Genomic DNA, 24,236 nt, shown 5'->3' with positions numbered 1-24,236 from the left:
CACGTAGAAGAAACTGCTTTACGCCCCGAGGTCGTCCCACCGGCTCGGACTGCTTCGTTTCCGACCACTCGAGTTGGAGGGGACGTCATGGACATCGTTCACGATCGCTGCGCCGGGCTCGACGTCCACAAGAAGACCGTCGTCGCCTGCGTCCGCCACATCAACCCCGACGGCTCGGTCGCCTCGGTGGTCCACACCTTCGGCACGATGACCGCGGACTTGCTGGCCCTGGCCGACTGGCTCGACGCCCACGGCGTCCGCGAGGTCGCCATGGAGAGCACGGGCGTCTACTGGAAGCCGATCTTCCACATCCTGGAAGGGCGATTCGACGTGATGCTGGTCAACGCCGGGCGGCTCAAGCAGGTCCCCGGCCGCAAGACCGACGTCAAGGACGCCGAGTGGATCGCCCAGTTGCTCCAGCACGGCCTGCTGTCGCCCAGCTTCATCCCCAAGCCGGAGATCCGCGAGCTTCGCGACCTGACCCGGCAGCGCACCGAGTTGGTCCGCGACCGCGCCGCGGTGGCCAATCGCCTCCAGAAGACGCTGGAGGACGCCAACGTCAAGCTGGGGTCGGTGGCCAGCGACGTCCTGGGGGCCTCGGGGCGCGCCATGATCCGGGCGATCATCGACGGCCAGGACGACCCGGAGAAGCTGGCCGATCTGGCCAAGCAGCGGCTCCGGGGCAAGATCCCCGAGCTGAGGCGGGCGCTGTTGGGCCGGGTCACCGACCACCACCGCTTCGTGCTCCGGCTGCTGACGGATCAGATCGACGCGTTGGAACGCCTGATCGAGCGGCTGGACGAGCGGATCGACGAGGCCATGAGGCCGTTCGACGAGGCGGCGGGCCGGCTCCAGGGGATCCCCGGAGTGGGGGATCGGGCGGCGGAGGTGATCGTGGGGGAGATCGGGCCGGACGTGGAGTCGTTCCCGACCGCGGGCCACCTCTGCTCCTGGGCGGGGCTGTGCCCGGGCAACGACCAAAGCGCCGGCAAACGCCGCAGCGGCAAGACGACCAAGGGGAGTCCGTGGCTGCGTTCGCTCCTGGTGCAGTCGGCGTGGTCGGCCAGCCACGCCAAGAACACCGCCTTCAGCATCTGCTACCGTCGATGGGTCCCACGACTCGGGAAAAAGAAGGCTCTGATCGCCGTGGCGCACAAGATCCTGGTGGTGATCTGGCACCTGCTCAAGAACGGGGCCGACTACCGCGAACGCCAACTACCAGCCCCTGCAGCCTGACACATGGCCCGGAAGATTTTCAGAAGAAGCCAATTCGAGCGGCGGGCCGGAACGTCGGTTCCGGGCGGCGGGTTGGGGTGGATCGCGACAAACGAAGCCATTGGCGGATGATCGATGGAAACGGGTCGGGCTGAGCCGAAGCGCGAGAGACGCCGTCAAGGACGAGCGTTTTTTTTCGTCGAGCGAAGCCAAATTGGCTGAGTTGTAAGTGTCGTTATATCAATTAGTTGCAGCTGGCCGACCGAGGCGAATGAAGCCATTGACGAGGGGCCGGGGAAGTCGGAGTCGGACCGAGGTGGGCAAAGTGAAGGCGGGGTTTGGAAGGGTGGTTTTTCGCCAATCAAAGCCAATCGGGGGCGTCCGGACGCGGACGGGTCGATCGGCGAGTATCGGGGCGAATCCGCGACGAACAAAGCCAATCGGCGTTCGGGGAAGTCCCGCATCGTCGTGAGCCTGAAACGAACGGCGGGGGCGGAATCTCGTCGAGCGAAGCCAGGTGGGTTTGCGGCAAACCTTTTGAGGATAATAGGTTCGGGCGAATTCGGCGAGACGAAGGAAGCCAATTTCGTTTGACCTTCTCGGTTTGGGGAGGTGGGGATAAGATCCGAGGTTCAATCAATCCGCGAAGGGGTGGCCCGAGTACAGGGAGGTCTCGAGCCGATGGAAAGCTGGCTTCGATCGCGCATCGGGTGGGTTTTGGGGATCGTCACGGCCTCGGGCGCCATGCTCGGGTATGCGGCCGACGAGCCGAACGAACCCAATGTTCCCAAGCAAGAAGTCGCCGTGCTGCACGACGGGTTCGAGACGCCCGGGGTCGTCTGGCAGCGCGAGCACACCGATACGACGATCAACCTGCTGGCCCAAGAGCGGTCGGAGCGCGCGGCGCACGACGGCCGGCTGTCGGAGCGGTTCCAGTTCGAGGCCGACCAGGGGAGTCAGTTCTTCGTCAGCTATCCCCTTCCCAAGGTTCGGGTTACGGAGAAGCTTGAGGTCGTCCTGAACACCCGGGCCAACCGGGCCGGGGTCCAGCTTTTCGTCCGGGTGGTTCTGCCTTCGGACGTCGATCCCGAGACCCGGGCTGCGTCGTTCGTGCTGGTGCCAGGGACGATCTTCGACCGGGTCGACCGCTGGCAGAGGCTGGAAGTCGCCCACATGGTGCCGGCGATCGAGAAGCAAGTGCGGGTGCTCCGCGCGTCGTCGCGGCGGCCCGTGAGCCTGGAAGGGGCGTACATCGATAAGGTGGTCGTCAACCTGATGGGAGGCGTGGGGTCTTCGGAAGTCTTCCTCGACGATCTCTCGGTCAGCCCGGTCAGCCCGGAAATCCTAGCGGCCTGGAGCCCTCCCGGAGCGGCCGGCGATCCGCCGGCGGCAGCCGCCCCAGCGATCGGGGCCGCCGAGGGGAAAACCGCGAAGTATGATCGTATCCGCCTTGATTCCAATCGGTTGCGGAAACGGAGCGATGATCAGCAGCTCCACGATTGGTTCCCCACGGCGATCGATGCCGACGGCGCCGACGTGGCTGAGTTGAGGAGATACGGGTTCGATATACTGGCCGACGACCTGAAATCCGATCCCGAGCGCATCCAGACGGCCGTGAACGGCGGGTTCACCCTCATGCCGAAGCTGACGGAAGCCAAGACAGACGAAGATGTTGCGGCGCAGATCAAGGAAATCGAGTCGTACAAGTTCAAGGACGCGGTGTCGTTCTGGATGGCCGGCGAGGGTCTGGGGCGGAACCGCGAGTTGAAGGTTCGCGAGGGCGAGTTGGCCCGGACGCGGAAGCTGATCACGGCGTTGCGCGGCATGCCGCAGAAGTTCTCGAGGCTGACGACGGGGATCGTCGAGGGCGACCTCCCGTTGTACGCTCGGGCGCCCGGCAATCTCGATACAATTGGTATAAAGCTTAACCACTGGGCGGCGGCTCAGGACCAGGCGGAGTTCTACGAGTACCTGCTCCAGCGACGTCGGCTGACCACCCGCTCCAACGCCAACCAGCTCTTCTGGGCCTGGATTCCGACCGCGGCCTCGGAGTCGTTGCGGCGGAACATCTGGGGCGACGAGCCGCCGCCGGCTTGGGGCGTCCCTCGAGTGCTCCCCGAACAGCTCCGGCTGATGACCTACCTGGCGCTCTCGGCCGGCTACCGGGGCCTGGGCTTCCAGGGCGACGCCGACCTGACGCGGCCGGCCGGTCGGCCCCTGCTGATCGAGATGGCCGTCCTGAACATGGAGATCGACCTGGTCGAGTCGATCCTGGCCAACGCCGGGGTGTCGATTCCGCTCTACCCGGTCTTCGACCCCGATCCCCCGAACGTCCCCCCCCGGGCTCGACCGCCGGCACCCGGGTGAAGCCGATCCCGGAGTTCAAGCCCAAGCCCAACCACAAGGCGGCGGCGATCGCCGTCGACCGCCGAGGGGCCCTGCTCCTGCTGGCCGACTACACCGCCTACGCCCAGTACCAGCCCCACCAGATGGCCACCCGGAATCTCATCGTCCGGGCCGTCCTTCCCGAGAGCGCCCAGGCGTTCGAGATCAGTCCGGGAGGGGTGCAGCCGCTGAACCGGGAACGCGGCCCCGGCGGGACGCGAATCACCCTCCCGGAGTTCGGGGTGACCTCGATGATCCTCTGCACGACCGACATGGCCCTGGTGAACCGCCTCGAACAGGCCATCCAGCGGGCGCGTCCGATGGCCGTCCAGCTCGCGATCGAGCAGGCGGAACTGATGCTCCAGGCGACGTCCGAGGCCAACGGCCGGCTGGCCGCCGACGGCCAGACGATGGTGAACGAGGAGGACGAGCTGCGGAACAAGACCCTCGGCCTGACCAAGCCCATCAACGAGGCTGAGCAACTGCTGGCGACGGCCGAGGCGAGCATCAAGTCGGCCCGCGACGCCCGCGACCGCGAGGATTTCGCCCTGGCCTGGGCCGAGGCTCGCCGCGCGTTGCGCCCCCTGCGGATTCTGGCGTTCACCCACTGGGTCAAGACCTACGTCATCTTCGCCCAGAAGTCCACGAGGGTCCGGTTCGACGGGGCGCCCCCCGACGACCCGTCCTGGGGGAACAAGCCCCCCGACAACGACGAAAGGCCGCTCCAGCCGCCGGTGCTGATCAAGCCGGTCTGCTGCCCGCCGCTGGTCTCGTTCAGCACGCTCCCCGAGGCGCACATCTGGCTCGACTGGATCATCGGCAAGCCGGGTTATCGGTTCGGCGACAACCGGGTCTCATCCGGCGGGTTCGACGACCCCCGGGAGATGACCGACGCCGGCTGGATGGACCTGAGCTACCAGATGGAAGGGATCGACTCGAAAATGGCCGTCGTGCCGCGCGGCAAGTCGAAGACAAACCGGATGATCCGGCTGAGCGTGAATCCCAAGAACCCCGCGGATCTCGAAACGACCCTTCCGGCGTTCCTCGACTTCCCCGTGGCGGCCGTCCGGTCGCCGGCCGTCGCGGTCAAGGCCAGCAACCTGATCCGGATCTCCGTGCTCGTGAAGCGGCCGATGGAGGGGACGCCCGGCGGCGGAGGGATCATCGTCCGCGACTCGATCGGCGGCGAGCAGCTCCAGTTCCGAACCACCGACGTCATCCCCCAGTTCAGCCGGGTGGTCCTCTACCGCAAGGCCCCGACCGACTGCGAGTTCACCGTGACCTTCGGCCTGGCCGGCTACGGTGAGGCCCAGTTCGACGACTTCCGGGTCGAGCTCGTGGAAGAAGACCGGCCGTCGAGCCGCGCCGGCGGCAACCTCGCCAACGACTCCGAAACCCGACCGGAGCGCCAACCCCCGAAGCCCGACCCCGGCCTCCCCGTTTCCGCCGAGACCCCTGAACAAAAACGCCCTCGCCGACGTTGAAAAGGAGAGTCGCCCGGCGCACTGCCGCCCGGGCGGCCGCACGTCTCCCAGGTTTTGATGTTGCCCGAGGTCGTCGTTCTTGACCCTTCGCGGGGCCAGGTCGTTGACAGAATCCGTTCAAGATGATGGACTTTGGAACCTTGATTCCGAAGTCGATCCGCCGTGACCTGGGTGTGGTAGACTGACCAGTAGGCGAGGGTGGTTCCGATCGGGAGGTCTGGGTCGGTCAAGCCGGCTCGACATTCCCGATCGAGGCCGAATCGGCGGAACCCGCCGGAACTTTTCGCACTTGCGCCGCATCCAAGTTAGTGGAATCGCGATCGAGGCCCCCTGAGCGCCCGAGGTTCAGGCCGGGTTTCGGCCTTTCAAGTTCCAATCGTTCGCTCGAATCGACTTCGGTATCAACGTCGCCCCGCTGGTTTTCGCCGTTCGCGGCGTCGGGCCGTGGCGCGTCGATGGTCCGCTTTTCGATCCGAAATCTCGACTCACATTATTGATACGGCGAACGCCCCCGGCTCGTGGGCCGCCGGCCCCTTTTGACTCAAGAGGAGTTTCACCGCATGGCGAAGATCCAGGCCGTCTGGGCGATCGACATCGGTCAGGCCGCGCTCAAGGCGCTCAAATTGGTTCCGGGGCCGACTCCCGAACAGGTCGTGGCCGAGGCGTTCGACTATATCGAGTATCCCAAAATCCTCAGCCAGCCCGACGCCGACTCCGAGGAGTTGGTTCGCGAGGCGCTGGCGACGTTCACCGACCGCAACGACCTCAAGGGGTGCAAGGTGGCCATCGCGGTCCCCGGCCAGGCGGGGTTGGTCAAGTTCATCAAGCTGCCGCCGGTTGAGAAGAAGCGGATTCCCGACATCGTCAAGTTCGAGGCCAAGCAGCAGATCCCGTTCGCGCTTGACGAGGTCGTCTGGGCCTATCAGCAGATCGGCGACGACGACGACGAGACGGGCGACGACGAGTTCATGATGGCCGAGGTCGGCCTGTTCGCCATGAAGCGCGACCAGATCAACCGGGCCATTCTGCCCCTCGCGGTCGCCGGCATCGAGGTCGACATCGTCCAGATGGCCCCGATCGCGCTCTACAACTTCATCGCCTACGACCAGATCAAGGGGAGTGGGTCGAAGGACTCGGTGGTCCTCATCGACATCGGGGCCGACAACACCGACCTGATCATCACCGACGGCACCCGGATCTGGCAGCGCAACGTGCCGATCGGCGGCAACCACTTCACCCGCGCCCTGACCAAGGAGCTGAAGCTCACCTTCGCCAAGGCCGAGCACCTGAAGCGGAACGCCACCAAGGCGCCCGACCCCCGGGCCATCTTCACGGCCATGCGGGGCGTGTTCAACGACTTCACGAGCGAGGTCAACCGCTCGATCGGGTTCTATTCGAGCATCAACCGGTCGTCGAAGATCCGCAAGGTCGTCGGCCTGGGAAACGGCTTCAAGCTCCCCGGCCTCCAGAAGTTCCTCCAGCAGAACCTCAGCCAGGAGGTCGAGAAGCTCGACGATTTCGTCCGGCTCGAAGGCGAGGAGGTCAAGGGGGCCCCGCAGTTCCAGGACAATCTGGCGTCGTTCGCCGTCGCCTACGGCCTGGGTGTTCAGGGGGTGGCTCGCGGCGGCCTCAGCACCAACCTGCTCCCTCCGGAGATCGAGCGCATCCGGATGATCCGTGCCAAGAAGCCCTGGGCGCTGGCCGCGTCGGCCCTGATCATGCTCGGGCTCAGCTCGCTATTCGTCCTGGGGGACTACCGGGCCTTTGCCAAGGTGTCGACCCACCAGTTCAAGGAGGCCGTCGACCAGGCGACCAGCGTCTCCAAGCGCGGGGCCGAGATCAAGTCCGGCCTTACCACCGCCCAGGGTGCCTTCAAGGCCAAGTACGAGGAGGGCAAGTCGCTCATCATCGACCCCACCAACCGGGGGATGTGGCCCCAGTTCCTCCGGATGATCAGCTCGTACTTCCCCGATCCGACCCGGGAATACGGCTTGAAGGCCAACGATCCGGCCGACGAGTACGCGATCGAGAAGCTCACGGTCCACATCGACGTCATCAAGCCGGTCTGGCGGACCGACGTGGCCACCGAGTGGTTCGATACGCTTGATCCCCCGTTCAAGCGGCTGATGCACCCCTACGACGTGGCCAATCCCCCCACCGGCGAGGGCTGGATCATCCAGATCGTCGGTCACCACTACAACCCTTACCCGTCGGCCGAACAGCAGAAACTGAAGCCCGACGACCCCAAGCGGATGGAATTCGGCCCCTTCGAGTTCCTCACGCGCAAGGTCATGAGCAAGCTCAACTATCCGTCGCTGCGACTCTACGGGGTCAGCCACGTCGCGCTCGCCTGGCAGACCAGCGACCGCAACTGGACCAGCGAGAAGGGGAGCGCCACCAACAACCTGGCCAGCAAGACCGTCCCGCTGCTCGACCGCGCCGCGCCTCCCGAATCCAGTGAGGGGGGCGGCGGCGGCATGGGCGGCATGATGGAGAGCATGATGGCCAACATGAAGGGTGGCGGCAAGGGGGGCATGGGCGGCCCGATGGGCGGCATGATGGGGGGCATGGGCGGTGGCCGCGGCCAGAGCGAAATGATGGCCGGGATGATGGCCGGGATGATGGGCGGCCGGATGGGCATGGGCGGTGGCGCCATGGACGCCGAAGCCCAGAAGAAGCTTCGCAAGCTCACCCGGACCGACTTCCTGATCCAGTTCCTCTGGAAGCCCGAGGAGCCCGGCGCGGCTCCCACGACGCCCGAGGAGGAGAAGGCCCAGATCGAAGAGCGTACGGCCAAAGTCAAGAAGATCCGCGAGGATATGTCCGAGGCCGAGAAGAACAGCCCAGCCGTCACCGTTCCCAAGGACGACGAGATCGAGAAGCTGTCGAGCAAGAAGACGGCCGACATCGAGAACGCGATCAACAATGCCCTGAGCGGTCCGGCCGCCCCGGCGCAGGCGGCTCCTCCGGGAGCGCCCGTCGGCACGCCCGGCGGTCCGGCGGCCAAGGTTCCGGCGCCCAAGGCCTCGGCCGTTCCCAAGGGCCCGGCCGTCCCCGCGGCGCCCAAGTCCTGATCGAGGCCTCCAGGACGACGTCGGCCGTGAGGGGGATTAACCGTTCCTCCTCGGCCGCCGTCGGACCCGCCGTCGCACTCACGGTCCGCTTGGGCCCGAAACGGATACGCAACCTTCACACGGCTTCTCTGCACGAGGTTCCGACTACCATGGATCAACTCAAGGAATTCCTCCGCCAGGTCGTCAAATATCGGTTCTGGATCTCGGTCGTCACCGCGACCCTGTTCGCGGGGGGGGCGTACGTCCTGGGGTCGGGGCCGATCCAGAAGAAGACGACCGACGAGACCACCAAGATCACCAGCGCGGCCAAGGAGGTGCAGCAGTATGCCTCGCCGACCGTCCCCACGCCCGCCTACAAGCCGATCGTCGAGGAGAAGACCGTCGTCCTCACCAAGGACGTCGATACCGCGTGGAAGGAACTCTATGACCGCCAGGCCCCGCTCTTGACCTGGCCCGAGCCGGTCGCAGAGCGGTTCAAGAAGTGGGGCCGCCAGTGGCCCACCGAGGCCGCTGATGGAGCGGTGCAGATCGCGATCATCGACTACACCGAGGCCTACCAGAAATACGTCGACGAGGTCTTCAAGACCTTCCATCCGTTCGACTACGACACGGGCGAGGGAATCGTCGCCTCCCCTCCTTCCGCTGTCCTGCTTCGTTCCTCGGTCTTCGATCTTAACAAGCAGGCGCCGAAGCTGGGCGAGGTCTGGGCGTCCCAGGAGCGGCTCTGGGCTCAGCGGACCGTCCTCGAAGTCGTCGCCAACGTCAATCGCAACGCCACCGACTGGGACTCGGCCCGTTTGAAGGAGATCAAGGTTCTGGAGGTCGGCAACGCCTCCGCCCAGGACCAGCGGTCGATCGCCAAGGGGGACGAACTCACGGCGCCCGAGGCCATCAAGGCACCCAACGAGCCCGAGGAGGAAGAGGTGCCAGCCGGCGGGATGGGCGGCGGCAGCATGATGGCCATGGCCAGCATGATGGGGGGCGGGATGGGTGGCCGTGGAGCCGGTGCCTCACAGGGGCCCGAGGACGTCATGTTCCTGACCCCGGAAGGGGGAGCCACCCAGTACAAGATCCTGCCGATCATGATGACCGTCCTCATCGACCAGGACCACGTCCAGGATTTGCTGGTCGAACTTGAGAATTCGCCGATGGCGATCGAGGTCATGGACTTCGAGCTGCGACGCCCGGAGAGCCGGGTCGTCAAGCCCGAGAAGGGGGTCGCTCCCATGGGATACAGCGGCGGCATGATGGGCGGCATGATGGGTAGCATGATGGGTCGCGGCGGCATGCGGTCCGGCCCGATGGGCTACGGCGGCATGAGCAGCATGATGAGCAGCATGATGGCTCGCGGCGGCGGCATGCGGGGCGGCCCGGGCGGCGACTCGATGGGCGGCATGAGCAGCATGATGAGCAGCATGATGGGGGGGGCCGGAGGCGCGGCCGTGGCCGAGAAGAAGGGCACCGACCAGCGGAGCGTCGACCGAGCCAAGGAACGCCAGGAGGCCGAGAAGGCGATCGAATCAATCAAGGGAACGTCGCTGTTCGACCCCTATTTCAATATCCTCGAGCTGACCGTCTACGGGCGGGCCCGCTTCTACAACCAGCCGCCCGCCGATATCGAGGCCCCCGCGTCGCCGGGAGACGCCGACGCCCCGACCACGGCGACGGGAGACGAACCGGCCAAGGGCGAAGCCGCCAAGGCTGAAGCCCCCAAGGCTGACTCCGCCGATGCGGAAGCTCCCAAGACGGAGACGCCCAAGGCCGAGAGCCCGGTCATGACGCCGAAGGCGGAAGCTCCCAAGGCGGAAACGCCGAAGGCCGAGAGTCCGGACGTGGCACCAAAGGCGGAGACGCCGAAGACGGAAACGCCCAAGGCCGCGCCGGCCGATGCCAAAGCCGCGCCGCCTGATGCCAAGGCCGAGGCGCCCAAGTCGTAGCCCGGCCGCCCGATTCGTCGTCGATCCCGCTTCGCGCGCAGTCGGCCGCGCGGCTGTTCCCAGACTCCTCGATATTCCGTCTCTCCTCGCCCGGAGAGGTCATCTCTAGAACCAGGAGGCCCTCGCATGGCCAACCCCAAAGTGGAAAAGCTCAAAGACTTCGGTCTGCGATACGGCGACAAGATTGCCGTGGCCTTGGCATCGGTCGTGTTCGTCCTCTGTCTGGGGATGGCCTTCAAACGCCCGACCATCGACATCAAGCCGGAACAGATCAAGAAGTACGCGGAGCAGTCGGAATCCAACATCTCCCGTCGCCAAGATCCTGAGGAGATCCTCAAGATCCTGGTCGACCAGGGGCTCAAGAATTCCAATTTCGCCAAGGAGGCGGAAGAGTCGGCTAAGATCCTCCTGGTCGCCGACGATTTCCGGGCGGCGCGCGAGTGGGTCACGCCCGAACCCGGCGCGGGCCTGATCCGCGACAACCCGAAGCTGATCGCGCCGGCTAACGTCTATGCGTATCCCGGCCGCGGCGGCGCCCTGGTCTTCGCGCTGGACTCCGAGGGGAATCGCATCCTCGAAGCGGAGAAGAAGGAAGCGCCCAAGTCCGAGCCCGCGCGTCGTCGTCGGCGTCGTGGAGCGGCGGGCGGCGGCGGCTCGATGATGGGCGGCATGATGGGGGGCATGATGGGCGGCGCGGCTCGCAAGGGGTCGGGCGGCAAGAGCCAGGCTGAACTGGAGAAGGAAGCCAAGGAAGACGAAGCCCGCCGTCGTAAGCTGATGCAGGCGCGGCTCTCCGGCAAGGACGAGCCCGCCGCCAAGGACGAGGAAGCGGCCGGGCTGCTCGCGGACAAGGGGCCGCCCCCCAAGGAGATCACCAAGGGGCTGCGGTGGGTCGCCGTGACCGCCACGCTCGACCACGCCCAGATGCTCGCCAACTACCGCGACGCTCTCAAGAATCCGTCGACCGCGCAGCCGTACTATTCGCGGCTCGACGTCCAGCGCCAGGAGCAACAGTCGGACGGTGCCTGGGGCGAGTGGGAAGACGTCGCCTCGAAGCGCAACCTAGACATCCTCGACAACCTGCCCGAGGTAGACGAGGAGCTCACGCCCGACGACGTACGCCCCAAGAACCTGAACGACCCGCTGCCGTTCCTCAAGGCCGGCCTCTGGGAGAAGGTTCATATCGCCAGCCTTGTCCCCAAGGAGAAGAAGGAAGTCGCCCCGGCCACAATCCCCGGCGGCGGCGAGGGAATGATGGGGATGATGGGGAGCATGGGGAGTATGATGCAGGGGCCTGGCTCGGCCGGTGGCGGCCCAGGAGGCAGTGCCGAAATGATGAGCCGGATGATGGGAGGGCGGGGTGGCCGCGGCATGATGGGCGGCAGCTCGATGATGGGCGGAATGGGCGGCATGATGGATGGTGAAGCCGGTTTCATGGGCGGGATGGGAATGGGAGGAGGAGGAGTCGCGGGCGTGGATTCCCTCACCGATTTCTGGAAATCGGAAGAGAAGAAGGTCATGGTCCGGGCCCTCGACTTCACGGCCGAGCCCGACGCCACCTATCACTACCGCCTCCGCATCGTCGTCGTGAACCCCAATTACAAGCGTGACGACGTCACCCCGGGCCACGACAACAAGTCCAAGGAACTGACCGGCCCGTGGAGCGAGCCGTCCAACGAGGTGCACATGCCCTCGGACGTCTCGGCCTACGCCATGGGCGTCCTGCCCGCCGGTGCCAAGTCGGACATGAAGGTCGTCTTCCAGGTCATCAGGTTCAACCCCGAGGACGGCGTCACCGTCCCCCAGAACTTTGAAGCCTCGCCGGGCGAGATCATCGGCGAACCGTTGCGCCGGGACGTCCCCGTCTCCGACGGCACCGGCAAGAAACTCAAGCTCATCGATTTCAACACCCGCCAGATCGTCCTCGACGTCGACGGCGGCTGGCAGCCCATGCCGACGGGGTTCGCCGGCGGCGGCCTCCCCCGACCCGCCACGGCCCTGCTGTTGCGAGCCGACGGCGCCGTCATCGTCCGCGACGAGGCCGACGACCGCCTCGACGCGGTGCGCAAAGACATCGACACGAATTACAAACGAGAACTCAAAGAGTCGAACAAGGAACGCGAGAACGGCATGGGCAGCGGCTACGGCGGAATGATGGGCAGCATGATGGGCGGAATGATGGGCGGCGGCGGCGCGCGAGGCCGCGGTCGTTAACCCGCATCGCCCTCGCCGACTTTCGGCCGATCTCGACGACACGCGACACCCCCTCGTTCATATGAGGGGGTGTTTTTGTTGAGGGACGGAGCGGGCCGAGACACGATAGGCTTTGTGTGGCTTGAGGCGGCTTAAAAAACGTATTTGGGCGGGTTGGGAGGGTTGATTCGGTTGTTTGGAGTCGAGATTTCGACAAAGCGGAGTACTTCCCCTTGACCTGACGTGCGACAAGGGGTACACAGCCTCGCAACTTCTCCCGTTCTCGGCGCTCATCATCACTTACACCTCGAACAACACGCCGCAGGACCTTTCACCTGGGTGAAGGCGCTGTTCCGCTCGGTCGGAATGGTTCGGGCGCAGGTATCGCACAATCGTGTATCGCCGTGAGGACTCGAACGAGGCCGCTCTCAGGGAAGTCGGCGGTCGTCCACTGGCGGCGAAAGGAGGTCGCGTTGGGAAGGCTCAGAACGCTCACTGTCATCATGATCCTCGGCGCAGGGACGGGGGCGTCCACGGAAGGTGCGTCCCCCGACGACGCGGCGGCTTCGCCGTCGCAGGCGCCGGCGACCCGCAAGCCGTCGCCCGTTCCGCCGATCAAGTATTTGGAGGCGGGGTCGCGGCTGTTCAACAGCGGCCAATTCGATCTCGCCGCGAAGTATCTCGACGCGGCCGCAATGTATCGCGATCAACTTCAAGAGGACGAGCGGACGTCGCTCGACGCCTACGTCAAGGAGTTGGGCAAGGTCCGAGGGATCGGTTCGGCCGCCGAGCCGACGACGGCGGTGGTTGATCCGACGTCCTCCGCGCCGGCTCGGCCGGCGGCGGCCGTCGAGGCCACGCCGGTTGCGAAGCCGGCGATCGACGCGGCGTCGACCTCCGACGGCAAGCAGCGGGCCCGTTGGCTGCTGCATGAGGCTCGCGAGCAGATGTTGCTCGGCGAGTACGACCACGCTGAGAAGAAGATCAGCGACGCCGAGGCGATCGACGTCAAGTGGGGCCTCTTCGACGACACCCCCGCCAAGGCCCGCGCGGCGCTAGTCAAGGCCAAGCCCAAGGCCGGGGCGGACGTCAAGACGAGCAAGGTCGGCGATCACAAGACCGCCAAGGCCAAGCTCAAGGACGCCCGCGCCGCGCTGGCGGATCGCCAGTTCGAGCAGGCCGAGGCCATCGCCCTGGAAGTCAAGAACTGGAACCTGTCCTACGGCATGTTCGAGGACAACCCCGACAAGGTGGCCGCCGCGGCCCGGGCGCTCCGCAAGCGCGACGGCATCCGCAACACGCCTGCGAAGGAGCAGGCCAGCCAGGGCGTCTACGACGTGCTGGTTCAAGAATCGCGGCAGTTGATGAAGATCGGCCGGATCGACGACGCCGAGGCCAAGGCGCGGCAGGCTCAGCGGATGAACGTCGTGCCCTCGCTCACGGACGATCGGGCTGAAGCGGTGCTCCACGACATCGCCATGAACCGGGCCAAGGCGAAGGGCGCTGCGCCCGGCTCTCCGGCCGAGATCGCCGAGCCCGCCAGCAACGTGGTCGAACGCGAGGCCAACGCCTTGCTTGAGAAGGGCGACCAGGCCAAGGCCGTCGCCAAGTTCGCCGAGGTCGACCGCCTCCGGTCGCAAGAGTCCGGCCTGCCGACGCTGGCGGTCGCGACCTCGAAACCGATCCTCGACCCTCACGTCGAGAAGAGCTCGGCCGACGAACCGGCGCTCGCCGCTCCGGGCGACGCCGACAAGAACGATTCGCAGGCCGCCGCGCCGACGCTCGAACTGGCTCCCGCAGACGCCGCCCCGGCTCCGGCCGCGGCGCTCGCGCCGGTCGACGCGCCGAAGCTCGACTCCGCGCCGGTCGCGGACGCGCCGGCCAATCGCGGCGAGCAGATGCTTGAGCAAGCCCGAGCCCTTTATACGAGCGGCAACTACCCCGCAGCCAAGCAATTGGCCGGCGAGGCGAAGGCCGGCAAGTTCGGCATCGAAGGCAAGGCCGACGAGCTGCTCGCGCAGATCGGTCTGGCCGAGCAAGGGGGGGCGCTGAGCCTCTACGAGTCGGCCCTCGCGGCCATGCGAAAGGGTGAAGTCTCCCGCGCCCGCAGCCTGTTGACCGACGTCGCGTCGGCGGGCTCGGTGCTCGACGAAAGCCTTCAGGCCAAGGTCCAGGAGCTGCTCAAGAACCTGCCGATCGACGGCGAGCCGGGCGGTCCCAAGGGGCGCGCGGTGGTCAACGATCGGCTCCAGCACGCGAACGACGCCGAGGCCCTCGCCGCTCAGAAGCTCAACGCCGAGGTCGGCACCAAGATCGCCGAGGCGCGTCGCCTCCAGGAGACCGACCCCGACAAGGCCCTGGCCATCTACGACCAGACCTTGAAGGCCGTCAAGGCTTCGGAACTCTCGGCCAACCTGGCCCGGCCGATGGTCCGTCGCCTGGAAGTGGCCATCGAGCTGACGAAGAAGGACAAGCTCATCTTCGAAGAGAAGATGAAAGACAAGACCGCCCGGGCCGAGATCGAGATCAAGCGGCTGCGGATTCTCGAGGCTGACAACGCCAAGAAGGCCCGTCTCAAGGAGTTCATGGACAAAGCCCAGGCGGCCTACGCCGAGAGCAATTTCGAGCAGGCCGAAGCCTACGCCAAGCGGGCCATGGAGGTCGATCCGACCGAGGTGGCCGCGTCGTTGCTCGTCTTCAAGTCCAAGTACGAACGCCGTTACAAGCAGGACGTGGAGACGAAAGCGGCCAAGGAAGACGGTGCCGTCCACGCCTTCCAGGAAGTGGACATCGCTTCGATCGCCGATCCCGAGGTCCAGATCAACGGCTTGAAGTTCCCCAAGAACTTCAAGGACCTGACCAAGAACCGGCTGGAGATGAACGCCAGGCTGGCGCCCAAGAAGGATCCTCACGTCCTGGTGACCGAGGCCAAGCTTCGCGAGCCGATCTCCGTCAATTTCGACAAGCAGCCGCTGAGCGAGGCGATCACGTTCATCGCCAACTACTCGGGGCTGAACATCACCATCGACCCCAAGGCCCTCAGCGACGAAGGCCTGACGTCGTCGAGCCCGGTCAGCCTGAACCTGACGAACGTTCAGCTCAAGACCGTGCTCAAGCTGATGCTCCGGCCCCTGGGCCTGACGTGCGTGCCCGAGGACGAAGTGCTCTTGATCACAAGCCCGCAGGCGAAGGATCAGAACACCTATCCCCAGACGTACTATGTGGGCGACTTGATTATGCCCACGAACAAGAACGCCGCTAGCACGCCGGGCAGCACTCCGACGCCCGACGCCGCCAGCGCTGCGGTCGCGGCCGGGACGCCCGCCGCGTTGCTGGGATCGACGGCTGGTCCGAACGGAATCTCCGTCACCAAGGAGGGCCGTCCCGAGATGGATCTGACGCCGCTGATCCAGCTCATCTCCAACTCGGTCGCTCCAGGCACCTGGCGGATCACCGACAGCACCGGCCAGGACATCTCCGCGGGTTATGGATTGGCCGGCGGCTTCGGCGGCGGCGGTGCGGGTGGCGCTGGAGGGATCGACGACAATCGGCCCCCGGGCTCGATCACGCCGTTCTTCCTGAGCATCAGCCTGATCATCCGCCACACGGCGGAAGTCCACGAGCAGATCGCCGACCTGCTCCGCCAGCTCCGGCGGCTCCAGGACCTCCAGGTGTCGATCGAGGTTCGGTTCATCACGGTGAACGACCAGTTCTTCGAGCAGATCGGCGTCGACTTCGACTTCGCCATCAACTCCAAGAGCGTGGGCAAGAAGAGCACCTGGGCGTTCCCCAATAACCTGATCACCGGCCAGACCGGCGGCACCACCGGCGGCACGACGGCCGGCGGCACCGGCGGCACGACGGCCGGCGGCACCGGCGGCAGCACCGGCGGCCTCGGCGGCGGCAGCAGCGGCGGCAGCACCGGCGGCCTCGGCGGCGGCAGCAGCGGCGGCAGCAGCGGCGGCCTCGGCGGCGGCAGCAGCGGCGGCCTCCGGCGGCGGCAGCAGCGGCGGCCTCGGCGGCGGCAGCACCGGCGGCGGCAGCACCGGCGGCGGCACCGGGACCTCCTCGCCCGCCTACCTCATCAACCCGATCCGCGACTACTCCAACTACTACCCCGGCGGACAGTCGCCGATGGTCGTGGGCACCCAGGGAGGCGGACTCTACAACTTCTCGCCGACCTTGCAGGTTCCGTTCACGAACACGACGGGCAGCCTGATCGCCCCGTTCAACACGGTGGCCGGCGCCGGCGCCTCGCTGGGCCTGGCGTTCCTGAGCGACCTTGAAGTGTACTTCTTCATGACGGCCGCTCAGGGCGACACTCGCAACAACATCCTCCAGGCGCCCAAGGTGACCACGTTCAACGGCGCCGCGGCGACCCTGGTCAACGGCCAGCAGCAGTTCTACGTTCAGAGCTTGTTCCCGGTCGTCGGTCCCGGCTCGGTGGCGTTCGTGCCGTCGATCGGGCAGTTGAACAACGGCGTCAACCTCCTGGTCACGCCGGTGGTCACCGCCGACCGCCGCTACGTCCGCTTGAGCCTCACGCCAAGCTTCACGACCATCAACAACTTCACGACGATCTCGGTCCCCGCGGCCGTCGGTGGAGCCGGTCTCGGCGGTGCCTCGGCCGCGATCAACGGCACGATCCAGTTGCCGAACATCACCAACACCACGGTGAACACCACCGTCACGGTCCCCGACGGCGGCACCGTCCTCCTCGGCGGCGTCAAGCTGCTCCAGGAAGAACGGAAAGAGTACGGCGTGCCCGTGCTCTCGAAGACCCCCTGGATCGACCGCCTGTTCCGCAACGTCGGAATCGGTCGGAACACCTCGAGCCTCATGCTCATGGTGACCCCGCGGATCATCATCCTCGAAGAAGAGGAAGAGAAGCTGGGCATCCCGTCGGTCGCCATGTGATCTCGGTCGATCCGACCGATCGTCGTAACCAATCAGGAACCGCCGGGACGACCTCCCCGGCGGTTCTTTTTTTTCGTCCCTGGGATTCCGCGAGGCGGCTTGAACCGGACGGAGAATCGGATCATGCTGAATCCCGGGCCGTCCGTCGCACGTCCGCGCGGGGCTCGTCGCTCCGGAAAGGGAGAAACCACATGAACGTCTTGATCCTGCCCGTGACGCTGCTGGCCCTCTTGCCCCAGCAACCCGCCGACGACGGCCGTTCCCCCACACCCGCCGCCGCCGCCGCCGTCGAGCCGTCGCCGGACTGGAAACCGGCGGGCCGCAGCCTCTGGTTCGACGCCCAGTCCAAGCCCAAACGGCTGATCGTCCGCGCCCGGGTCGTGCTCCGTGAAGGCGCGCTCGAGCACTTCCTCTGTCTCAAGGGGACGAAGGAACACGAGGCAATCGTGGCGACCGACGCCGATCCCAGACAGATCCACGCCGGCCTGCTGCTGACCGGGGCCGAGCCGGGCCACCCCGTCCGATTCAAACCCAAGTTCGAGCCCCCGGCGGGATCGACGATCGACATCACGGTCCGCTGGAAGAACGGCGGCAAGATCCAGGAGGTCGACGCCCGCCACTGGGTGAAGGACGAGAAGACCAAGAAGGAGCTGGACGTCGATTGGGTGTTCGCCGGCAGCTTGCTCTACGAAGACCCGGTCTCGAAAAAGATGATCTACGCCGCCGAGGAAGGCGATCTGATCACCGTGGCCAATTTCGGCAGCTCGATCCTCGACCTGCCGATCGCCAGTTCGGCCGACGACTCCAGCCGCGTCTTCATCGCCAATACCGCACAGCTTCCTCCGCTCGGGACCGAGGTCCAGTTGATCCTCAGCCCACGACCGCCGAAACCGAAAGTCGAGAAGACGCCCTGAACGTCGACCGGGCCGCCCACGCCTCGCCGCCGCCGCGAATTCATTCGAGCCGCAGCGCGCACCACACTCCGAAAGGATGATACTGGGCGTCCAGCGGCCGGACTTCCAACTTCTCCCACTCTTCCGGCGACCAGATCACAAGCCGCGCGGCGTAGCCGTTGATCCGCCAACCGGCGGCCGGCGGAGTCCGTTTCATGGGCCGATACTTGACGTGGAGAAACGCGCGGGGGGCGGACGAGTCGTTGACGCTGTGAATTTTGTGCACGAGGGTTTCCTCCTGCATCGGCGGCTTTGCGTTGACCGCGAAGACCAGTGCGGGGTAATTTCGGCTGTTTGGAATGGATGGCTGCGCGTTCGAACTCTTCATTCTCGGAACGATGTGAGTGATCGGAGACTGCTTGGGCGAATTGCTGGTCTAGATCAGGCGGAACAGCTCAACGACGAACCGCCCTGCCAATGAGGAATCGGCACTTGGCTTTTTTAGGTGCCACTTTAAGTATGCGCCTAATAAGACTATCGGCAAGGGAAGAAGAGCACGTGTCCTTGCTGTCATGAAGGCATGCCTGCGTTGATCGGGACGACGGGAACGAGCCGCAAGGTTTTTTCGGGATCGATTCAAGATCGTCGGTCGCGCGACCGAGGATGGGCCTGGTTTTCGATTCGACGACGAGCCTGTCGGATCGTCCGCCGATCCATCGGGGCGGGGCGAGGTCCGGCCGTATTTCTTCCACACTCAGGAACCGAGCACGCCTCATGGATGCACCCGCTTTGATCGCCACGGAGAATCTCAGCAAGGCTTACGGCGGATTCTTCGCGCTTCGTGATCTGAGTTTGAACGTTCGCCAGGGCGAAGTGTTCGGCTTGCTCGGCCCGAACGGGTCGGGCAAGACGACGACGATCCGGCTCTTGCTCGGCCTGTTAAGGCCGTCGGAAGGCCGGGCGACAGTTGTGGGTTTCGACTGCTGGCGGCAGAGTCTCCAGGTCCGCCGGCTGGTTTCGTATCTCCCGGGCGAACTTCGGATGACGGGGTCGATGTCCGGGCTCGGGGTTCTCAAGTACCTCAGCGGGCTTCGCGAGGACGAGTCGCTCGATCGGGCCGTGGCGATCGCCGAGCAGGTGATGAAGCTGAATCTCAGGCGGAGCGTCCGCAAGTATTCGACCGGCATGAAGCAGAAGCTGGCGCTCGCCCAGGCGTTCGCCGACCCGGTCGACATCCTGATCCTCGACGAGCCGACCTCGGCGCTCGACCCGTCGGCCCGCGCCGACGTCCTGACACTGATCCGCGAGGCTCGCGGCCAGGGGCAGACGGTCATCTTCTCGGGGCACGTCCTGTCGGAGATCGAAGCGGTCTGCGATCGGGTGGCGATCCTCCGGCTAGGGCGGCTCGTGCACGTCGAGGACATGCACGCCCGCCGCCGACTGCGGATGCTCCTGATCCGGTTCGCCGGCGATCCGCCCGCGACGTTCCCCGAGGAACTGGAGCTGACGGTTCGCGAGCCGCAAGGCGCGGCCGTGCTCCTGGAGCATCGAGGCCCGCTCGGGCCCCTGCTCCGCTGGCTGGCGACCGTCGACGTCGAGGACGTGGCGATCGGGACCGAGGATCTTCACAGCTTGTACAATCAGTATCACGGACCCGACGTGGTTGTGAACGAGGACGCCCTCTCATGAATCCGTTCCTGACCCTGGTCGCCAAGTTGTTTCGGGACGTTCGCTGGAGCCTGCTGTTCTCCGTGGCTTCGCTGTTCGCGCTGGGATGGCTGTTCGTGTACGTCACGTCGCTCAACGAGAGCAAGATTCGCAAGGATCTGGCGGCGCCGCCGGGTCAGAACCGCCGCGCCGACATGATGCGCGAAATGGGGATGACGGAGGAGTCGGCGTCGGTCGCCATCATGATGGGGTCCTGGAACCATCCGTTCATCGTCCTGGTCATCGCGATCTGGGCCATTGGCCGGGGGTCCAGCGCCGTGGGCGCGGAGATCGAGCGCGGCACGCTCGACCTGGTGCTTTCCCGGCCGATCTCGCGGACGAGCTACCTGACGTCCCAGATCGTCACGTCGCTCGTGGGGCTGCTGCTGATCGCCTTGTCCTTGGCCGCGGGCGCCGTCGTCGCCACCCATTACAATGTGCTGAGTTCGCCGCCAGGGATCGGCGTCTTGTCGAGGCCGGCGTTGAATCTCGCGGCGCTTGGGCTGCCGATCTACGGCTACACGCTGTTCTTCTCGGCGATTGATCACGTCCGCTGGCGCGCCACGATGATCGGCTCGATGCTGACGCTCGCCGGGTTCATCGCTCGGGTGGTCGCGGTCATCCCCGTGTTCAAGGAGGCGAGCTGGCGGCCTTGGGTCGATCAAGCGTCGATCTTCAAGCTTTACAACCCCGTCGACGCCGTGACGACGCGCGAGTTCTTCTCCTTCGACGTCGCCGTGCTGTGCGGCGTCGGCGCGGCGTGCATCGGTCTGGCCTACCTCGTCTTCGCAACCCGCGACCTCCCGGCCAACGGCTGAGTCGTCGCGGCGAATCCGTCCGCATGGGAGGACACGCGTCGTGAGCACCACGATCATTCAGGTCGACTCTTTCACGAATCGCCCGTTCGCGGGCAATCCGGCGGCGGTCTGCGTCCTGGACGCGCCGGCGTCCGACGGCTGGATGCAGCGCGTCGCCTCCGAGATGAACCTGTCGGAAACGGCCTTTCTCCACCGGGTCGACGGCGGTCCACGGTATCGGCTTCGCTGGTTCACGCCGGCGGTCGAGGTCGATCTCTGCGGCCACGCGACGCTTGCCGCGGCCCACGTCCTCTGGCGGGAAGGTCATCTCGACGCCGACTCGATCGCCGAGTTCGAGACCCGGAGCGGCCTCCTGACCGCCCGCCGGCGCGACGACTGGATCGAGCTCGATTTCCCGGCCGAGCCGATCGAGACCGTGATCGTCGATCCCCAGGATCTCGACCGGATCGCCTCGGCGATCGGCGGGCCTGTACTCTTCGCCGGTCGCAACCGGTTCGATCTGCTGGTCGAGTTGCCCGACGAGGCCGCCGTGGTCGGTTTACGTCCCGACTTTGGCAAGGTGAAAGCAATCCTCGCGCGCGGGGTGATCGCCACCAGCCGCTCGGCCGATCCGGCGTTCGATTTCGTCTCGCGGTTCTTCGCCCCTCGGGTGGGTGTCGACGAGGACCCGGTGTGCGGCTCAGCCCACTGCTGTTCCGGGCCGTTCTGGGCGTCGCGGCTCGGCCGGAGCGAGCTGACAGCTCATCAGGTCTCGGCCCGGGGGGGCGTGATCAAGGTGCGCATGAGCGGATCGCGCGTCGCGCTGATCGGCCAGGCGACGACCGTGCTCCGCTGCGAACTGCTGAGCGATCCCGAGTAGAGTTGTAGGGCGCCCCTTGTGGGCGCCCGAGTCGCCAAGGCCGCCGCGGTTGCCGACGCCGATCGGGCGCCCACAAGGGACGCCCCTACGTGTGCAACACATACGCAAACCGCTCTAGATTCGATCAGAGGGCGTGAAGGGCTTGACCGAGGTCGTCCCAGAGGTCGTTGACGTCTTCGAGGCCGACGGAGAGGCGGACGAGTCCCGGCGTGATCCCCAGCCGTGCGAGGACCGCCGGATCTTGCCCTCGGTGGCTCGTGCTGCACGGGTGGCTGAGGGTCGTCTGGACGTCGCCGAGGCTGGGGGCGAAGGGGATCTCGCGGAGCGACCGGATCAGGCGGTCGGCCTGGTCGCGGCCGCCGACGTCGAACGTGATCATGGCTCCGAAGCCGCGCACGAAGATCCGCCGTGCGAGGTCGGCGTCGGGGTGGGACGCGAGCCCGAGATAGAAGACGCGCCGGACCTTGGCGTGGGATTCGAGCCGGTGGGCCAGCTCGAGCGCGGTCTGGGAGGTCCGCTCAACTCGCAGGCTCAGGGTCGCCATGCCCCGGAGCGACAGCCAACTGTCGAACGGGCCGCCCGTCTGGCCGAAGGTCGAGGCGACGCTCTTGATCCGGTCGATCAGCGACTTCGGTCCCAGGGCCGCGCCGAGGGTCACGTCGCTGTGGCCGCCGATCAGCTTGGTCAGCGAGTGGACGACGATCGTCGCGCCGAGTTCGAGCGGGCGGCACAACAGCGGAGCGAACGTATGATCGATCAGGAACGGGACGCCCGCCTTGCGCGCCGCCTCGCCGACCCGCTCGACGTCGCAGACGCGGAGCAACGGGTTGGAGACCGTTTCGGCGACGATCAGGCGAGTGCGGGGCGTGATCGCCGATTCGAGCGATTCGAGTCGCGAGGGGTCGAAGGCGTCATGAAGGACGCCGAACCGCGACAGCTCGCGGGTCGCCAGGGTCGTGGTCTTGCCGTACAGGCCGTCGGAGATCGCGACGTGGTCGGCCTGATCCAGAAGAGCCAGCAACGAGGCGGCGACGGCGGCCATGCCCGAGGCGCAGACCACGCCGGCCTCGGCGCGTTCGAGCCGCGCCAGCTTGTCGCCGAGCTGAACGGCGTTGGGGTGGCCGTCGCGGGCGTAGAAGAACCCGCTCAGCCGGCCTTCGTTGAGGGCGTCGATATCGTCGAGGTTCTTGACGCGGTAGACCGAGCTGAGCGCGATGTTGGGGGCGACGGGCTCGCTCGCGGAGGGAGGAATTTCGGGCGCCCGGGCGCAGAGCGTCGAATCGGCGACCGGTTCTTGGCTGCTCATCGTCGCGATCGTCCTTTTCCAGTACGAGAACGGCGGGCGTGACAGGGCATGACTGTCGGGCGCGGCGACGGCGGTTGAGCCGCGATTCTCACGACCCGCCGCTCCGGCGATGGAACCGGCCGGCCTGGCCGAGCAACGAGATCAGCTCGCCAAGCTCGCGGAGGGTCACCCAGAGGTTGCGGGCGGCGCGGGCTTCCGTCATTTTCTTGCGGTGGACCGAGAGCTCCGTCCAGTCGACCGACCACGCCTGGGCGATCGCCGTCTCGCGGGCGTTGTCGACGAGCTGGGCGAGATCGTCGAGCAAGGCCTCGTCGATGCCGCTCTCGCACGAACGGTAGCGATGTTCCTCGTCGGGAGCCAACGCCTGGGGGGGCTTGGGCGCCGTGAGACGATCGAGAATCCGATTCTTCCACGAGACCTTGGGGCGGCCATTGCGGTTGTGCTGATGTTCGGCGTGGTTGGCGGCCAGGTCTTGATGGGAGGTCTCGCCGCTCTCCGGATCGACCCAGGGGCCGATCCGCACGACCAGGACGGTGATGTTGTCGTAGCCGCCGCGGAGGTTGGCGAGGCTGATGAGATAGCGGCAGGCGTCGCGCGGGTGGAAGTGCCCCGCGAACGCGCCCAGCTCGGGGTCGGTCACCGGTCCGGAAAGGCCGTCGGAGCAAAGCAGGAACACGTCGCCGATCTTGACGGCCAGCGGTCCCTCGACGTCGACCTCAATGTCGACCTCGGGGCCCAGGCTGCGGGTGATGACGTTCTTGGGGATCGAGTGGTTCGCCTGCTCGGGCGTCAGGTGGTTCCGCCGGACCAACTCCCAGACCAGGCTGTGATCGAACGAGAGTTGATCGATGCGGCGGTCGCGAACCCGGTAGACGCGGGAATCGCCGACGTGGGCCACGAGCGCCCCTTCGGGCAGCAGCAGGAGCGACGAGCAGGTGGTGCCCATCCCCTGGAAGTCGCGGTTGGCGGCGGCCCGCCCGTGGATCTGAGCGCTGACGTCGCGGAACGCCTTGGCGATGGCCTCGACGGCGGTCCCGTTCTTGGCCTTCATATAGCTGTGCGGGATGAGGTCGCAGGCCATCTTGCTGGCCAGCTCGCCGACGGCGTGCGCTCCCATGCCGTCGGCCACCATGAACAGGTGGCCGCGGTTCCGCCAGGCCTCGCGATTCGGGGCGCGGACGGTCGTATGACTATCCTGATTGTTCTGGCGACGCATTCCGGTGTCGGACGCCGACGCGTCGATGATGATGTCGTCCCAGTTCACAACCAGACCTTACCTAGTAGGGAACTTGTGAATCCGTCGTCGATCGGATGAGCGTTTCACAACCGACTCGCTTCCCCGCGTCGAGGCTGGCACGCCGTGTCGAAAATCTCGGTCCGGGACTTCGCGTCTTGCACTTCGGCGATCGTCGAATACTCTTGGATGAACGGCCGATCTCACGCGTCGT

15 protein-coding genes are annotated in these 24,236 nt (G+C 66.2%); 12 read left to right on the top strand and 3 right to left on the bottom strand.

Translation table 11 applies throughout. The features are described 5' to 3' along the window. Window positions 1-87: 87 nt before the first annotated feature. The 9 genes from BSF38_RS25110 (at window position 88) to BSF38_RS25075 (ending at window position 18,119) form a co-directional block, all read left to right on the top strand. Window positions 88-1,236: an IS110 family RNA-guided transposase gene (locus BSF38_RS25110; protein WP_076343043.1), complete on the top strand. Its 1,149-nt coding sequence runs from the start codon at window positions 88-90 to the stop codon at window positions 1,234-1,236. Between the two features lie 660 nt (window positions 1,237-1,896). Beyond that, the gene (locus BSF38_RS25105) at window positions 1,897-3,582 is read left to right on the top strand and encodes a hypothetical protein (protein WP_076349805.1); all 1,686 of its coding nucleotides are present in this window, start codon (window positions 1,897-1,899) and stop codon (window positions 3,580-3,582) included. Further along, window positions 3,579-5,084 (top strand): hypothetical protein, encoded by a 1,506-nt coding sequence (locus BSF38_RS25100; RefSeq protein WP_076349804.1) that lies wholly within the window; start codon window positions 3,579-3,581, stop codon window positions 5,082-5,084. The genes BSF38_RS25105 and BSF38_RS25100 overlap by 4 nt, the downstream gene beginning before the upstream one ends. A 560-nt stretch (window positions 5,085-5,644) precedes the next feature. Beyond that, window positions 5,645-8,158, top strand: coding sequence for a type IV pilus assembly protein PilM (pilM, locus tag BSF38_RS25095; protein ID WP_076349803.1), 2,514 nt, complete (start codon window positions 5,645-5,647; stop codon window positions 8,156-8,158). Window positions 8,159-8,307: 149 nt separating this feature from the next. Continuing rightward, the gene (locus tag BSF38_RS25090) at window positions 8,308-10,095 is read left to right on the top strand and encodes a dihydrolipoyllysine-residue succinyltransferase component of 2-oxoglutarate dehydrogenase complex (RefSeq protein WP_076349802.1); all 1,788 of its coding nucleotides are present in this window, start codon (window positions 8,308-8,310) and stop codon (window positions 10,093-10,095) included. Window positions 10,096-10,221: 126 nt separating this feature from the next. Next, window positions 10,222-12,309 (top strand): hypothetical protein, encoded by a 2,088-nt coding sequence (locus BSF38_RS25085; RefSeq protein WP_076349801.1) that lies wholly within the window; start codon window positions 10,222-10,224, stop codon window positions 12,307-12,309. 452 nt (window positions 12,310-12,761) lie between these two features. Next, window positions 12,762-16,574: a type II secretory pathway, component PulD gene (locus BSF38_RS25080; protein WP_237170607.1), complete on the top strand. Its 3,813-nt coding sequence runs from the start codon at window positions 12,762-12,764 to the stop codon at window positions 16,572-16,574. A gap of 13 nt (window positions 16,575-16,587) precedes the next feature. Next, on the top strand, window positions 16,588-17,205 hold the full coding sequence (locus BSF38_RS32260) for a type II secretion system protein GspD (protein ID WP_237170943.1): 618 nt from the start codon (window positions 16,588-16,590) through the stop codon (window positions 17,203-17,205). Window positions 17,206-17,396: 191 nt separating this feature from the next. Then, entirely contained in the window at window positions 17,397-18,119 is a 723-nt protein-coding gene (locus BSF38_RS25075) for a YdjY domain-containing protein (protein ID WP_076349800.1), read from the top strand. Window positions 18,120-18,159: 40 nt separating this feature from the next. Here BSF38_RS25075 and BSF38_RS25070 read toward each other — a convergent pair whose 3' ends face one another. Further along, on the bottom strand, window positions 18,160-18,384 hold the full coding sequence (locus BSF38_RS25070) for a hypothetical protein (protein ID WP_145952314.1): 225 nt from the start codon (window positions 18,382-18,384) through the stop codon (window positions 18,160-18,162). Between the two features lie 488 nt (window positions 18,385-18,872). On the opposite strand from BSF38_RS25070, the gene BSF38_RS25065 reads away from it, so the two are divergent. The 3 genes from BSF38_RS25065 to BSF38_RS25055 are packed head-to-tail and all read left to right on the top strand — an operon-like array spanning window position 18,873 to window position 21,482. Then, on the top strand, window positions 18,873-19,787 hold the full coding sequence (locus BSF38_RS25065; protein ID WP_076349798.1) for an ABC transporter ATP-binding protein: 915 nt from the start codon (window positions 18,873-18,875) through the stop codon (window positions 19,785-19,787). Further along, entirely contained in the window at window positions 19,784-20,623 is an 840-nt protein-coding gene (locus tag BSF38_RS25060; RefSeq protein WP_076349797.1) for an ABC transporter permease subunit, read from the top strand. The genes BSF38_RS25065 and BSF38_RS25060 overlap by 4 nt, the downstream gene beginning before the upstream one ends. A 40-nt stretch (window positions 20,624-20,663) precedes the next feature. Continuing rightward, on the top strand, window positions 20,664-21,482 hold the full coding sequence (locus BSF38_RS25055; RefSeq protein WP_076349796.1) for a PhzF family phenazine biosynthesis protein: 819 nt from the start codon (window positions 20,664-20,666) through the stop codon (window positions 21,480-21,482). Between the two features lie 124 nt (window positions 21,483-21,606). Here the strand turns inward: BSF38_RS25055 and BSF38_RS25050 are convergent, their stop codons facing one another. Both BSF38_RS25050 and BSF38_RS25045 read right to left on the bottom strand, forming a co-directional pair. Beyond that, window positions 21,607-22,788, bottom strand: coding sequence for a trans-sulfuration enzyme family protein (locus BSF38_RS25050; protein ID WP_076349795.1), 1,182 nt, complete (start codon window positions 22,786-22,788; stop codon window positions 21,607-21,609). Between the two features lie 88 nt (window positions 22,789-22,876). Further along, window positions 22,877-24,052 (bottom strand): PP2C family protein-serine/threonine phosphatase, encoded by a 1,176-nt coding sequence (locus BSF38_RS25045; RefSeq protein WP_076349794.1) that lies wholly within the window; start codon window positions 24,050-24,052, stop codon window positions 22,877-22,879. Between the last annotated feature and the right edge of the window lie 184 nt (window positions 24,053-24,236).

The organism is Paludisphaera borealis (genome assembly GCF_001956985.1).
GTDB classification, from domain to species: domain Bacteria; phylum Planctomycetota; class Planctomycetia; order Isosphaerales; family Isosphaeraceae; genus Paludisphaera; species Paludisphaera borealis.
This window is presented reverse-complemented; position numbering and strand designations above follow the sequence as displayed.